A 13,488-nucleotide genomic window follows, 5' to 3' on the forward strand; every position below is an offset into this window, starting at 1 on the left:
AATTTACTTGATGCCTTTCAATTTTTTTCAACTTCAGCTCTACCCAATTCGATAATTTTCACAGATAAGGTTACATGGTTGATCGGCTCGTCAGTACTATCCCGCTTGACACGGACGATTTGTTCAATCACACTCATCCCCTTGATCACATGTCCAAAAATAGTGTAGTCTCCATCCAATCTATGTAGTCCTTCGGGATTTTGGACTATATAGAATTGACACCTTGCCGATAATTTCCCGGGATTATCATCCCGTCCAGCACCTACAGCTCCATAAACATGGGTTAGTTCTGGGACAAACTCAGGCTCTAAAAGATATTCGGGATCCGTAAATCCTTCCTCGGTATCTGGGCATCCTCCTTGAGCTACAAAATTCGGAATGACACGATTAAAAGTTAGAGAATCCCAGTAGCCTGCATTCGCCAACTCAATGAAGCTTTCCTTGTGATTTGGTGTGCGGTCATCAAGCCGAATTAAGATCTCTCCATAAGGTGTAAGTATTTGGCCGATAGGTACAGTTTCTGTATTTTCTTGTGCAAAAGTCTGAATGGATGGGATTATAAAAAGACTGATTGATAGAAAGATAAGTGCTGTGAGAGATCTCGATTTTGAGTTTTCGCGTATGTAGGTCAAAATTTTAAAAGTAATTGCCATTTCGTTTGGATAGGAAAATGAAATAAGGATTTTTTGTATCAGGAGAATTAAAACTAGTGAAATGAATCAAATATCCTCAGTACATGAGAATGAATTAGATAGATTATTGGCATTAAGCAATCTTGGGATTGACTATTATCAGCCTAAGCAAGGCTTGGATTTTCTCACTGAACTTGCTGCCAAAATTTCAGGTACTGAGATATCTCTTGTTAACTTAATAGACTCTTTTACTCAGTGGAGTGTATCTTCCTATGGCATAGAAATTACTCAAATGCCTCGTGAAGATTCTGTTTGTCAATTTACTATCAGTTCTAATCCCGATACAGGGTTTGAAGTAGAGGATTTGACCTTAGATGATAGATTTAAGAATAAATTCTACGTAAAAGGCTCGCCCAATTTACGATACTATATGGGAGTGCCACTTACTTCTCCTGAAGGCTATAATCTTGGTGCGCTGTGTGTGATGGATAGCCAATTGAAGCATCTTTCTGCTGATGCCAAAGAAGTGCTGAAATTGATAGCTAGGCAGATTGTAGATAGGTTGAGAGTTAATAATCTAGTATCGAACCTGAAAAACAAACTTAAAGAATCAGAATTGAGTCAAAAGAAATTGGCACATGATATTCGTGGCCCAATTGGAGGAATAATTGGGCTTTCAGAATTAATTTTGGATGATGAAAATGAAGTCACTCGAGAAGAAGTTTTAGAATACACTGAAATGATCAAGCATAGTAGCGAATCCTTGCTTGATCTTTCAAAAGACATTCTAACCAATGATTTTGATGCCAATTCTAATCGAACTCGAGAATTGAAAGAAGGAGAAACTAATCTTGTTAAACTAAAAGAAACCATCGAGCGACTTCTTGCTCCTCAGGTGAAAGTAAAGCAAATTGGTCTTCAAGTCAGAGTTGATAAGACAAATCAATTTGAGTCTTTTTCAAAGCTATATGTGTTGCAGATTTTAGGGAATTTACTTTCCAATTCAATCAAATTCACAAAATCGGGAGGAGAAATTTTGGTAATTATGAGGTTGAAAAGAAATGAGTTGGATCTAGTGCTGGAGTTGATAGTAGAGGATAATGGCATGGGGATGACAGCTTCCAAAGTCTCTGAAATCCTAGAAGATGGGACATCTACTAATCATGGGACCAGAGGGGAGATTGGATATGGATTAGGGCTAAACCTCGTGAAGCAGCTCGTAAATCAACAGGATGGATCCATGGACATTGACTCTGAATTGGGTCAAGGAACTAAATTTAAGATTTCGATGAAGGTGAATTGACAGTTAAGGCTGCCTTCTGATTGTTGACAGGATTGGCATACATTGCCAAAAAGCTTTTTACGAGAAACTCATTCTTCATATTCACTTTTTCATTCATTCGCCTTTCAAAGGAACTTTTCTCCTCTTTAGAGTAGAAATCCACATATTCATTGTCACCATAAAGTAAATCATGGGCGATATAATTGCTAGGCCAAAGCTTATATCCTGCCCAGATTTTTTGATCTACAGTTTCAGCCAGTCTACTGAGTTTGTCAGGCTGACTAATTTCCATTTTCGCGATTTCCTGAATTTCCTTATCCAGAAGGCCATTCACTTGAAGATGGATGCGTTTTTTGGTACCCATGATTCCACGAAGCAAGTTCATGAAATCCTCATTCGCACTTTTGATGTATTTTTCATCTCGGGATTTGGCAAGCCATTCTGGCATTTTCAGGACATCGGTAGGATCGTACTCGTATGAAATAGAAATTGGTACCACCTTGATTTTCTCAAAATACCCAAAAGGATTTGCACCTTCTTCTGAAAGTGTTAGCATTTTCAGAACCCCACGATGTGTCGCATCATTGCCATCTTTCGTTCTTCCTTCCCGCTGAGCAGTCCAGACTGATCTATTTTCAGTCAATAAAGATTTTTTTATGTAGGCAGAGGCCATTTGCGAACTTTCAAGCAACGCTCTTCCTTGGAGCCCGCGCTTGATAGCAAAGTTTCTGTTTAGTCTAGAAAGTGTATGTAAAAAGGGCTTTTGGATCAAATTATCACCAATGGCAGAAGTCGTGAGAATTAGACTGTTTTCGTAGAGACAGGAGTTTAAAAGTGAAGTATCTAAAATGATGTCTCTGTGATTAGAGATAAACAGGTAAGCGGTATTAGGTTGCAATTGCTCAAAACCGCCCGTACTTAACCCGTCAGAGCTTTTCTCTATAACTTTTTGAACCCCAGGGTAAATAAAATTCACCTGAAAGTCACGTAAGGAATGGGTATGCACCATTAAGTCTTTCCAATGTTCTTTTGTATCATTTGGAAAAGTGAAACTCATCATGGCTTCCAGCATAGGATCGTCTACAATCTTGCGGATTGCAGCATTGGCTTCTACGTCATAAAATGGCCTGATCGAATCAAATTGAGACATAATTATCGTTTGGGTGGTCTGCAAAGAGCAAATTTTAGCTCAGAATTCTAAGCTAATTTACATAGATCAACGTTAATAAATGCTTAAACTAACGAACGAGATGCTTATCTACAAAGAGTAAATGGAAGGGTAGAGCATCTGTCCAATACTCCCAAGTATGTGCTCCAGGTCTCTCAGTATAGTCATGAGGTGTTCCGTTTTCTAAGAGTAATTGGTGCATTTGTCTGTTGGTTTCCAGTAAGAAATCATCCACTCCAGTATCGATTAATAGTGCGATTCCATTTGCTTTCATCTTATCTACCAAACCTACCGCTGTGTATGTACTAAAAGGCGAATCATAGCTTAAATCTTGCCCCAACATTTCCTTTTGCTGACCCTCTCGAAGTTTGCTGAATTCGGCAGGAACTTTCCATAAGCGGGTATCGATGTTCATCACTCCACTCATGCTTGTAGCTGCGATGAACAATTCTGGGTGCTTTGCGCTAAGCATAATTGCGCCATGTCCACCCATCGAAAGACCAGTGATGGCTCTTGATTCTTTCTTGGCCAAAGTCAGGTAGGTTTTGTCGATATGAGGGATTAATTCAGCCGTGATGTAAGTCTCGTATTGGACTGAATCCATTATCGGACTATCGAAGTAATAGCTAGAAGGCCCGACTCCTGGTGTGACTATTATCACGTTATACTGTTCTGCCATACGATTGACCAGTCCTGGCTCAGTTACCTTCTGATGCCAATCACTGAAAGCTCCACTTCCCCCATGCAATAAATACAAAGTAGGAAATCGACTGCTACCATCATAAGTAGATGGTGTCGTTACCGCAGCTTTAAGCATTTTGTCCATGACTTTGCTGTGGACTTCGATGGTATCTACCTTAGCTTGAGCAAATGCAAAGCATGGTAATAGGCATAATAGGATAAGAAATTTTCTCATAAGAAAAGGTGATTTGGGTGTTGCGAGATCACAAAATAGGAATTCTTGTATAGAATATCATTGCAATTAGCAAAGGGTAAAAATTAAAAAACCTCCCAGATAATTCTGAGAGGTTTTAGTGCGGATAGAGGGACTCGAACCCCCATGCCTCGCGGCGCTAGATCCTAAGTCTAGTGCGTCTACCAATTTCGCCACATCCGCAGCTGTTTGCTATTGGGATGCAATGTTAGTGAATCTTGGATTAAATAAGGACTTCTCAAGTAACAAAAAGTAGAAAAGTGATAGAAAGCATTCATTTTCAATGGATTTAATTTCGAGGAACTTCAAGAATTGTAGCCTTTCTTAAAATTTCTAAATTTTTTTCATGAAGGCTGGAACTTTTGAATCAGCTTTGTGATTGAACGTTCATTCAGTCCGAAGATCCATGCATAGTTTATTAGATAAAAAGAAATGTATTATTCAAAGTGCCCTCGATTTGATCCAAGAACACGGCTTCCATGGTTGCCCTGTGAGTATGGTCGCTAAGAATGCGGGAGTAGCTGCTGGCACGATCTATACTTATTTTGAAAATAAGGATTCACTGATAATTGGAATATACGAGTACGTAGCCGAAGAGATCAAAAAATATGTGGCGGAGCGTGATGATGCTTCTCTGACATTTAAAGACAGATTTTATAATTATTGGAAAAATTTAACCGATTTTTATGAGCTAAACCCTTCTGCTTATGGATTTTATGATCAGTTTTTAAATTCTCCATTCAATTCAGAAGAGATACAACATAAACCCAATGCATGGCTTGATTTCGCTTATGCTTTTTTCGAAGAAGGAATAAAGCTGGGAGAAATTAAGGAATTAAACCCTATCGTACTTTCTATTTTGGTGAATACAAACGTGAATTCTATAGTACGTATCAAGAAGAATTTTAAAAAGAAGCTTGCCAGAAACAACATGGAGCTGGATGAAATATCCCACTTAATCTGGGATGGTATCAAGACTTAGTAACCCAAAGACCTTTTTTCAATCTAAACCAATTAATTTATTACACACATGTTCAAAAAACGTTTACTGTTGGTCGGACTGAGTATTTTACTCTTGTCAAAATCCGCCTTCAGTCAGGAAGAAAGTGAAGTGCCTCAAGGTACGTTGACTTTGGATCAAGTGGTCGAATATGCCCTTGTTCAGAGTCCGATTATCCGACAGGCACAGATTGATCAGGAAATAGGAGATCAGGATATCAAGACAAATTTGGCAAATTGGTATCCTCAGATCACTGCCTCTGCGGCCGGTGCTTATAATATTAAGCTTCAGCAGCAAATTATCGGTGATCAGTTGATCACTTTTGGTCAGAAGTATAACTCGAATGTTTTGCTTCAGGCAGATCAGACGCTGTTCAATAGAGACCAGTTATTCGCTTCCAAATCATCAAAATACTACCGCCAGCAACTTGCTCAAGTCATAGAAGATGCCAAGATCAATACGGTAGTGGACGTAAGTAAAGCTTTTTATTCTATTCTTCTATCTGAGGAGCAGATTAAAATCCTGGATCAAAACCTAGACCGTCTGGAGAAGCAATACAAAGATGCCTATAGCAGATTTGACGCTGGTTTGGTGGATAAGACAGATTACCAGCGAGCTTCAATCGCTTTGACAAACGTGAAAAGCGATCGAAATAGAGTGGCGAATTCATTTGAAGCCAAGTACGATTACTTGAAGCAATTGATGGGCTATCCGGATAGCTTAGAATTCACCATTGAATTTGATATGCAGAATGCTGCAGGCTCCATAGTCGAAGAAGCAGCTGATCCACTCATCCTTGAGAATCGAATAGAGTATCAACTTTTGCAGACTCAGCAGACGCTGAATGAGATTCAGACGAGCTATGAAAAGTGGAATTACCTACCTGAATTGTCCGCGTACTATAGATACAACTGGAATTATTTCAATTCGAATTTCTCAGACCTGTATGCTGCTGCTTACCCGATTTCATCTGTAGGAGTGAATTTGGCAATTCCTATTTTCCAAGGAGGCAAAAGACGTCATCAAGTAAAGTCCGCTGAACTTCAGGTTGAGCGTGGAATTGTTGAAATAGAAAATCTTAGCAATCAGATCAAGACAGAGTATTCCACAGCGCTGGCTGATTATAACAGTAGTGTCTACGAATGGCAGTTGATTCGGGAAAATATGGTGATGGCAGAGGAAGTTTATGACATCATCAAAATGCAATACGATGAAGGTATCAAAGCTTACGTCGAACTAGTCGTGGCAGAAACCGATCTTCAAACAGCCCAGATTAATCACATCAATGCATTTTATCAGGTTTTAGAAGACAAGCTTGATCTGGAAAAAGCATTAGGAACTCTCAACTAATTAGAATCCCCTTTAAAATTTTATATCAAATGAACTTATCATACAAACTTGTAGCTTTTTCGGCCTTGATTTTAGCAGGATTCTCTTGCGGTCAAAAGCAACAGCAGGCGGCACAGCAAGCTCCACCTCCGACTGCAGTCACTACTTATACTTTGGTGAAAAAGTCCGTGACAGGACTGGATGAATATCCATCCACACTTGTACCCCTGAACGAAGTGGAGATCCGTCCGCAAATCGGTGGGTATATCACGAACATCTACGTGCAGGATGGACAAGAAGTGAAAAAGGGTCAGAGACTATACGAAATCGATCGAAGCAAATACGCAGCTTCAAGACAACAGGCACAGGCATTAGTAGAAAGCGCTGAAGCAAATCTGGCTAGATTGGAAAAAGATTATGATCGATACAAAAGACTGGATGAGCAGGATGCTATCGCAAAGCAAACATTGGATCATGCTCAAACTGAAGTCCTAAATGGCAAGGCCCAATTGAGTTCTGCTAAAGCTCAGCTGGAATCGGCCTCGACAGATTTTGGATATTCTGTATTGACAGCCCCATTTGACGGTACGGTTGGGATTTCCCAAGTGAGATTGGGTACACAGGTTTCCCCAGGAGCACCTTTGCTCAATACCCTTTCTTCCAATGATCCTATGTCTTTGAATTTTGTAATAAACGAACGTGAGATTCCAAGATTCAATAAAATGTTAAAGGCAGAAGAAAAACCTGATTCTTTATTTAGAATTAAGTTCTCTGATGGATCTATTTACCCATATAATGGCAAGTTTACTACCATTGACAGAGCAGTAGGAAGACAGTCTGGTACGATCAATCTACGTGTACAATTCCCAAATCCTGACCGTGATCTGATCGCTGGGATGACGGTGAATTTGATGGTGCTCAATGAAGATATCGGAGAGCAAGTTGTGATTCCTTACAAAGCTGTCACTGAGCAGATGGGTGAGTACTTTGTCTATGTAGTCCAGCCTGATAATACGGTGAAGCAGCAAAATGTACAGTTAGGGTCACAAATAGGAGAGAGTGTCGTGGTGAGAAGCGGTGTGCAGGAAGGTGCCAAAATCGTGGTTACTGGCATTCAAAAACTTCGTGAAGGAGCTCAGGTCACCGAACAAACTGCAGCCCAATAAATCGTTTTTTAATAAGACTTGATTAATTACTAATGATATCAGACGTATTTATAAAACGGCCAGTAACCGCAATGGTGATTTCGATCGTCATCGTGCTGGTCGGTGTTTTAGCTATATTAAATCTCCCCGTTACACAGTATCCTGACATAACGCCTCCGGTAGTATCGGTGTCAGCCAACTACACGGGTGCAGATGCAAAGACGGTGGAGCAGACTGTAGCTACTCCCATAGAAACCCAAGTGAATGGTACTCCTGGGATGGCTTATATTTCCTCGAATAACACCAGTACGGGACAGATGCAGATGAACGTCACCTTTGAAGTAGGGACAGACATTAACATCGCGACACTGGATGTACAGAATAGAGTGTCCATCGCCGAACCCTCTCTTCCGGAGGCTGTGCGTCGATTGGGGGTAACGGTTAGAAAGAGGAATCCATCCATTATGATGGTATTGAGTATTACTTCACCAGAAGGAACTCATGATTCTAAGTTTCTCTCCAATTACGCTAACATCTTTATCAAAGATGCACTTCTTCGTGTAAACGGTGTAGGTGATATTACAGCGATCGGTCAGGATTTCAGTATGCGTGTTTGGCTGAAGCCTGATAAACTCGCTCAATACGGAATCACTGCTCGCGAGGTGACTGCAGCCATTCAAGAACAAAACTTACAAGTAGCAGCAGGTACAGTGGGAAGTATGCCTCAATACGATACACAGGCATTTGAATATCCGATTACTGTAAATGGTCGTCTGGAAAGAGCTGAGGAATTTGACGACATCGTATTAAGAACTAATCCTCAGGACGGTTCTTTGGTGTATTTGAAAGATGTAGCTAGAATCGAACTGGGACAGTTTGACTACGGTAGATATTCTACCCTGGATGGGGAAGAAGCAGCGATTTTGCTTGTTTATCAGGCTCCGGGAAGTAACGCCTTAGAAACGGCTGAAGGTGTATACGCAGCATTGGATGAGTTGCAAAAGAGTTTCCCTACAGATATGAAGTACACAGTTCCGTTTGAATCGGTATCTGTAGTGGAAGTGTCTATCAATGAGGTGATGCACACGTTTGTGGAGGCATTGATTCTCGTGATTATTGTAGTGTTCCTTTTCTTGCAGAGTTGGAGAGCTACTTTGGTTCCGGTATTGGCAATTCCTGTTTCCATCATTGGTACGTTTATTTTCTTCCCTTTGCTCGGATTTACGATCAATACGCTGACGCTATTTGGTTTCGTATTGGCAATCGGTATTGTGGTGGATGATGCTATTGTGGTTGTGGAGGCTGTGCAGCATTACATAGATTCTAAGAAGATTTCTGCGAAAGAAGCTACACGTCTTGCAATGAAAGATATCACAGCTCCGGTTATTGCGATTGCATTGATTTTGGCGGCTGTATTTATTCCGGTAGGTTTTATCCCAGGTATTGTAGGTAGAATGTACCAGCAGTTTGCTATCACAATTGCGATCTCTGTTTTGCTATCAGCATTTGTAGCCTTGAGTTTGACTCCAGCTTTATGTGTTCTCCTCCTTAAACCTTCTGAAGTTAATGAAAATGGTAAAGGACTAAATAAGTTCTTCTACAAGTTCAACTTGTGGTTTGAGCGTACGACTGGAAGCTATACCAATGGGGTGAGAGCTAGTATCAAAAGAGCTCCGCTGGTATTAATTTTACTCGTTTGTATTTTCGCTGGTACTTTTGGGCTTTTCCAAACCAAACCAACCGGTTTCTTGCCTACTGAGGATGAAGGAAGACTTTATGTGACTCTTCAGCTTCCTGAAGGTGCTGCGAGTAACAGAACTCAGGCAGTTATGCAAAAAATGAATGCCATTCTGGAGGAAACTGAGGGTATCAACCACGTGACAGGTATAGGTGGGTTGAACGTGATTAACTTCTCATTCAAGCCAAATGCCGCAACTTTCTTTGTGCAGATGGATCCTTGGGATGATAGAAAAGATCCTTCCCTACAGCTTGGAGGGATGTTGGCAACCTTGAACAAAAAGTTTGCTGCTATTACCGAAGGAAGCATTGTGGTAGTTCCGCCACCCGCGATTCCAGGTTTGGGTAGTACAGGTGGTTTTAGCTTTATGCTGGAGCAGCGTTCTGCTATTGGAGATATCAAGGAGTTTGAAGGAGCACTTGGGCAGTTCCTTGCAGCAGCCAATCAGCGTCCGGAAATTGCAATGGCATATAGCTTCTTTACCGCAAAGACTCCTGGATACCATGTGACTGTGGATAGAGAGAAAGCTAAGAAATTGGGCGTTCCACTTACAGAGATCTTTACGACTATGTCGAATTACATGGGAAGTTCCTATGTGAATGACTTCACCAGATACGGGCGTAATTTCCGGGTGGTGGCTCAGGCAGATACTGCTTATAGAGCTGGAATAAACAATTTAGAACAGTATTATGTAAAAAGTGCTGGAGGAGAATCGGTGCCATTGAGTGCGTTGATTAGCTATGAGGTGGTGGAAAATGCTCCGGTGATTTCTCACTACAACTTATTCCGCTCTGCAGAAGTCAATGGTAATGCAGCACCTGGCTATAGTTCAGGACAAGCACTGGCAGCTTTGGAAGAAGTGGCAGCGCAAACCTTGCCTGCAGGTTATGGCTATGATTTCTCTGGATTAAGTAGAGAGGAACTTTCCTCTGGAAGTAGTACTATTCTGATTTTTGCCTTGGCGATTGTGTTGGTTTCCTTGCTATTGGCAGCCTTGTATGAAAGCTGGTCCGTACCATTCTCAGTTCTATTGGCTTTGCCACTGGGTGCTTTTGGTGCGATCATCGCCCTTCACTTCTTGCCGAAGTTGGATAATAATATTTATGCACAGATTGGTTTGATTACACTGATTGGTTTGGCGGCGAAAAATGCCATCTTGATTGTGGAGTTTGCCAAGGAACGTGTTGACGTAGGAATGCCACTACTCCAGGCAACTTTGGAAGCGGTGAAATTGAGACTTCGTCCGATTATTATGACTTCCTTAGCTTTTATTTTGGGGGTTGTTCCTTTGGCTATTTCCAATGGAGCAGGTGCTGTGGCAAGACAGACAATTGGTTTTACAGTGATCGGAGGGATGCTTGCAGCTACCTTCTTGGCGATCTTCTTTGTGCCAGTCCTGTATGTGGTTATTACTAAAATTGCTTACGGTAAAAAAGGCTTGGCAGAGCTTGAGGCTAATTATGATCCAAGCAAACATGAGCATCATTAAGTAGTACGGTAGGTTTCTTAATTCAAATGCCCCCAGAAAGTGATGAGCTTGATGGGGGCATTTTTCTTGATTAACCGCAGAGAGAACGGAGGTTTTCGTGGAGAGCGCAAATTTGGTTATCCTGCTTCTCCAAAAGCTGGATATTTAAGTATTATTTTTTAATGCCGAATCCAAATGGAGCTTTTAATAAACCTGAATCATACATGTTTATGTAGATGGACACTGTATCTTTTGAATTCGCCCAAGTGACTCTATAATTGTCCAACATCGCGGTTCCCATTAGGCCGTTTTCACTTTTAACAGGGCAGCAACTTCCTTGTCGATAATAGTAGATTTTTTCTCCATTTGGGCCTGTCAATGCATTTAAGTAACGTCTCTCGTTTAAAGGGCCTTCAGAGTCTTTAGCTCCTCCCACTTCTACAGGATTTTTAGGAGAAAGTCCATAGGATTTGTCGGTCGAAATTTCATTCACAACAAATGTATCATTATCCTTTAGCTGTTGCTTTACGTTCTTGGAGAGTGGCTGAGTGGATGAGCATGAGATTAGGAAAAATATGGCCCCAATAAAAGTTAATTGTCTCTTCATTTTAAGTGATTAGTTAATTTATAAACGTATGGAAAAGTTGATTCTAAATTAAGAATTTCGTCATGTTTACCTAGATTTAATTGCAATAAATAAAATGAAATTTTCAGCTTTCCAGAATTCCCTTTATTGAGTCAGCACATCCAAATAATTTTCTCGATTAACAACTCGAAACTCAGTTTCTGGATATGCCTCTTCAAAACCCAGAGGCAATTTGGCCCTTCGCTCTGGATTCCATTTCGCCTCAAAAGCAAATAACTTGCCTTCACGCTCTTCCAGCCAGTCCAGTTCTTTTCCTGTCGTTGTCCTCCAAAAATAAACGTTAGAATGAATGCGATTGTAGCTCAGGTATTTCATTCGCTCACTGATTATGAAATTCTCCCAAAGCGCTCCTTTGTCATTTCGTAAATCCAGGGAGTTGAAATTATTGATAATGGCATTTCGCACGCCATTGTCCCAAAAGTAGATCTTTCTGCTTTTTTTGAGCTCTCGACGCATATTCCTGCTAAACGAGTTCAGACGAAAAATCACAAATGCCTTTTCTAGCAAGTCTAGATACTTTTCTGCTGTTTCCTTATCTATCCCAATTGTATTTCCCAGGTCATTGAATGTAACCTCTGAACCGACCTGAAGTGCCAAAGCCAGTAATAACTTCTGTAAAACTGTAGGCATACGAACATCTGCCAAACTCAAAATATCTTTGTAGAGATAGCTGCTGGTAATTTCCTGAAGTGCTTCTTGTGCTTCGCTTGGATGGTTGATTACTTCAGGATAAAAGCCAAAGATCATCCGCCGCTCCAAAAGCCGTTTCTCTTCCCTAGGAGAAGTATGCAAGCAAAGTTCTTCTATAGAAATTGGGTGAAGTTGAAACTCTCGTATGCGACCTGTCAAAGGCTCTTTAATTGAGTTGGCTAAGTCTAATGCTGATGAACCTGATGCTATGACTTGAACTTCGGGAAATTCGTCTGCCAATATTTTCAACGTAAGACCAATATTTGGTACACGTTGAGCTTCGTCAATTACTACCAATTTATAACCTCCGATAAGGGACTTTAGGGCTGAAGTTGTAACTTCAAAAAGGCTCTGGCGATCATCTGGGTTATCACAATTCAGCCATAAAACTTTCTCATTAGGAAAATCCAAGACCTGCTTCATGAGCGTAGTTTTCCCTACCTGTCTAGGCCCGATGATTACCAAAAGCTTTCCTTGATGAATCCTTTTTCGCAGCTCAGATTCTTTTTGACGAGTTATCATGAGTTGAAAATATGTAAATTCTCGATCGTAACCGAAAATTAACATGTGAATTCTCGGTTACGATCGAAAGATTTCATGTTTTCGCTTGTTTGTAGGCTGGAGATTGCAAATCCAGAGGGGCTAATTTTACTTTCGCTAGTCTCTAAAGTAAAAATGGCTCTTGCTAAAAGGCAGATAGGCCAGTCCTTTTAAATAGTTGGATTTATTTACTTTTCTGATTTCTATCAGGTTTTCAAAAGCAACCAGTCTTTTTTTTGTGTTCAGTCTAAATAAAGGATTTCGTTAAGAGCAGCTACAGGAGAGGAGGGAGTAGTTTCATACTTAAAAAAACAATTTGTGTTGCCTGGCTTTTCCAGATGTAGGATGAAGGTTGATTTTGTTATGGTTATTCTAGAATTCTTGTCTTCCTATTATTCGGATTATTTCCGGTATTTCATCGGTAGTTAGTTTGAAATAGATTGTATCTGATCCACAAACACAATAATGATAAGATTTTCGAATATGTGATGCTTGCGGGAATTGATATGGATTTTCACCAATTCGTTCAAAACAGTTGAAAAGTGCCTCGAAATATTTATCAGCCTGCGCTTCCCCAAAGTTCATAAAGCCGAATCTGTATATTCGAACAATGTCATCTTCTGCTTCTTGACTGAGCAGGTAAGTCATTTCAGACCGTTTTTTGCTAAGGCTAAAATCTCGTCTTTAGTTTTCTTGGAGTAGCCACTTTCTTCACCTTTTATCAATTCTAGTCGAAGCAAGGCTATACTTTCCTGCCGTTTTCGTTCTTGTCGAATCAGGTCATTTACCAACTCACTTTTGCTAGCATATTCCTTAGCAGCTACTTTCTCTTGTAGCCAATTGTCATTTGGATCGGTTAATGAAATGCTCTGTCTTCCCATGATTAACTAGTTTGGTGTAAATATACACCAATTAT

12 protein-coding genes and 1 tRNA gene are annotated in these 13,488 nt (G+C 40.5%); 5 read left to right on the forward strand and 8 right to left on the reverse strand.

Annotated features, from left to right (window positions below):
* Window positions 1-17: 17 nt before the first annotated feature.
* On the reverse strand, window positions 18-653 hold the full coding sequence (locus tag AACZ87_RS01455; protein ID WP_339864147.1) for a peptidylprolyl isomerase: 636 nt from the start codon (window positions 651-653) through the stop codon (window positions 18-20).
* Window positions 654-714: 61 nt separating this feature from the next.
* Here AACZ87_RS01455 and AACZ87_RS01460 point away from each other — a divergent pair, with 61 nt between their 5' ends.
* On the forward strand, window positions 715-1,935 hold the full coding sequence (locus AACZ87_RS01460) for an ATP-binding protein (protein ID WP_339864148.1): 1,221 nt from the start codon (window positions 715-717) through the stop codon (window positions 1,933-1,935).
* Here the strand turns inward: AACZ87_RS01460 and AACZ87_RS01465 are convergent.
* The 3 genes from AACZ87_RS01465 to AACZ87_RS01475 all read right to left on the reverse strand — a co-directional run bounded on the left by AACZ87_RS01465 (window position 1,910) and on the right by AACZ87_RS01475 (window position 4,199).
* Window positions 1,910-3,064 (reverse strand): 1-acyl-sn-glycerol-3-phosphate acyltransferase, encoded by a 1,155-nt coding sequence (locus AACZ87_RS01465; protein ID WP_339864150.1) that lies wholly within the window; start codon window positions 3,062-3,064, stop codon window positions 1,910-1,912. The two genes, AACZ87_RS01460 and AACZ87_RS01465, sit on opposite strands and share 26 nt — an antisense overlap.
* A gap of 88 nt (window positions 3,065-3,152) precedes the next feature.
* Entirely contained in the window at window positions 3,153-3,998 is an 846-nt protein-coding gene (locus AACZ87_RS01470) for an alpha/beta hydrolase family protein (protein WP_339864152.1), read from the reverse strand.
* A 119-nt stretch (window positions 3,999-4,117) separates the two neighbouring features.
* A tRNA-Leu gene (locus AACZ87_RS01475) sits at window positions 4,118-4,199 on the reverse strand.
* 223 nt (window positions 4,200-4,422) lie between these two features.
* On the opposite strand from AACZ87_RS01475, the gene AACZ87_RS01480 reads away from it, so the two are divergent.
* Genes AACZ87_RS01480 through AACZ87_RS01495 form a run of 4 tightly spaced genes read left to right on the forward strand, consistent with a single transcriptional unit; the run spans window position 4,423 to window position 10,717 of the window.
* Entirely contained in the window at window positions 4,423-4,998 is a 576-nt protein-coding gene (locus AACZ87_RS01480) for a TetR/AcrR family transcriptional regulator (RefSeq protein ID WP_339864154.1), read from the forward strand.
* Between the two features lie 48 nt (window positions 4,999-5,046).
* Window positions 5,047-6,366, forward strand: a complete 1,320-nt coding sequence (locus tag AACZ87_RS01485; RefSeq protein ID WP_339864156.1) for a TolC family protein — start codon at window positions 5,047-5,049, stop codon at window positions 6,364-6,366.
* 29 nt (window positions 6,367-6,395) lie between these two features.
* Window positions 6,396-7,511 carry an efflux RND transporter periplasmic adaptor subunit gene (locus tag AACZ87_RS01490; RefSeq protein WP_339864158.1) on the forward strand — a complete coding sequence of 372 codons (1,116 nt, stop codon included), beginning with the start codon at window positions 6,396-6,398 and terminating at the stop codon, window positions 7,509-7,511.
* Between the two features lie 32 nt (window positions 7,512-7,543).
* Window positions 7,544-10,717, forward strand: coding sequence for a multidrug efflux RND transporter permease subunit (locus AACZ87_RS01495; protein ID WP_339864160.1), 3,174 nt, complete (start codon window positions 7,544-7,546; stop codon window positions 10,715-10,717).
* A gap of 151 nt (window positions 10,718-10,868) precedes the next feature.
* On the opposite strand, the gene AACZ87_RS01500 is transcribed toward AACZ87_RS01495, so the two are convergent.
* The 4 genes from AACZ87_RS01500 to AACZ87_RS01515 form a co-directional block, all read right to left on the reverse strand.
* Window positions 10,869-11,303: a hypothetical protein gene (locus tag AACZ87_RS01500; protein WP_283411338.1), complete on the reverse strand. Its 435-nt coding sequence runs from the start codon at window positions 11,301-11,303 to the stop codon at window positions 10,869-10,871.
* A gap of 123 nt (window positions 11,304-11,426) precedes the next feature.
* A complete protein-coding gene (locus tag AACZ87_RS01505) occupies window positions 11,427-12,554 on the reverse strand; it encodes an ATP-binding protein (protein ID WP_339864162.1) in 1,128 nt (375 codons plus the stop codon).
* A 390-nt stretch (window positions 12,555-12,944) separates the two neighbouring features.
* On the reverse strand, window positions 12,945-13,220 hold the full coding sequence (locus tag AACZ87_RS01510; RefSeq protein ID WP_339864163.1) for a type II toxin-antitoxin system RelE/ParE family toxin: 276 nt from the start codon (window positions 13,218-13,220) through the stop codon (window positions 12,945-12,947).
* Window positions 13,217-13,453 (reverse strand): CopG family transcriptional regulator, encoded by a 237-nt coding sequence (locus tag AACZ87_RS01515; protein WP_339864164.1) that lies wholly within the window; start codon window positions 13,451-13,453, stop codon window positions 13,217-13,219. Before AACZ87_RS01515 ends, AACZ87_RS01510 begins: the two co-directional genes overlap by 4 nt.
* Window positions 13,454-13,488: the final 35 nt, after the last annotated feature.

Source organism: uncultured Algoriphagus sp. (genome assembly GCF_963974365.1).
In the GTDB taxonomy this organism is placed as follows: Bacteria; Bacteroidota; Bacteroidia; order Cytophagales; family Cyclobacteriaceae; genus Algoriphagus.

What these genes read in the sequence shown, in the direction of transcription:
- AACZ87_RS01455 (WP_339864147.1), bottom strand. Translation starts at nt 653, where the DNA reads ATGGCAATTACTTTTAAAATTTTGACCTACATACGCGAAAACTCAAAA.
- AACZ87_RS01460 (WP_339864148.1), top strand. Translation starts at nt 715, where the DNA reads ATGAATCAAATATCCTCAGTACATGAGAATGAATTAGATAGATTATTG.
- AACZ87_RS01465 (WP_339864150.1), bottom strand. Translation starts at nt 3,064, where the DNA reads ATGTCTCAATTTGATTCGATCAGGCCATTTTATGACGTAGAAGCCAAT.
- AACZ87_RS01470 (WP_339864152.1), bottom strand. Translation starts at nt 3,998, where the DNA reads ATGAGAAAATTTCTTATCCTATTATGCCTATTACCATGCTTTGCATTT.
- AACZ87_RS01480 (WP_339864154.1), top strand. Translation starts at nt 4,423, where the DNA reads ATGCATAGTTTATTAGATAAAAAGAAATGTATTATTCAAAGTGCCCTC.
- AACZ87_RS01485 (WP_339864156.1), top strand. Translation starts at nt 5,047, where the DNA reads ATGTTCAAAAAACGTTTACTGTTGGTCGGACTGAGTATTTTACTCTTG.
- AACZ87_RS01490 (WP_339864158.1), top strand. Translation starts at nt 6,396, where the DNA reads ATGAACTTATCATACAAACTTGTAGCTTTTTCGGCCTTGATTTTAGCA.
- AACZ87_RS01495 (WP_339864160.1), top strand. Translation starts at nt 7,544, where the DNA reads ATGATATCAGACGTATTTATAAAACGGCCAGTAACCGCAATGGTGATT.
- AACZ87_RS01500 (WP_283411338.1), bottom strand. Translation starts at nt 11,303, where the DNA reads ATGAAGAGACAATTAACTTTTATTGGGGCCATATTTTTCCTAATCTCA.
- AACZ87_RS01505 (WP_339864162.1), bottom strand. Translation starts at nt 12,554, where the DNA reads ATGATAACTCGTCAAAAAGAATCTGAGCTGCGAAAAAGGATTCATCAA.
- AACZ87_RS01510 (WP_339864163.1), bottom strand. Translation starts at nt 13,220, where the DNA reads ATGACTTACCTGCTCAGTCAAGAAGCAGAAGATGACATTGTTCGAATA.
- AACZ87_RS01515 (WP_339864164.1), bottom strand. Translation starts at nt 13,453, where the DNA reads ATGGGAAGACAGAGCATTTCATTAACCGATCCAAATGACAATTGGCTA.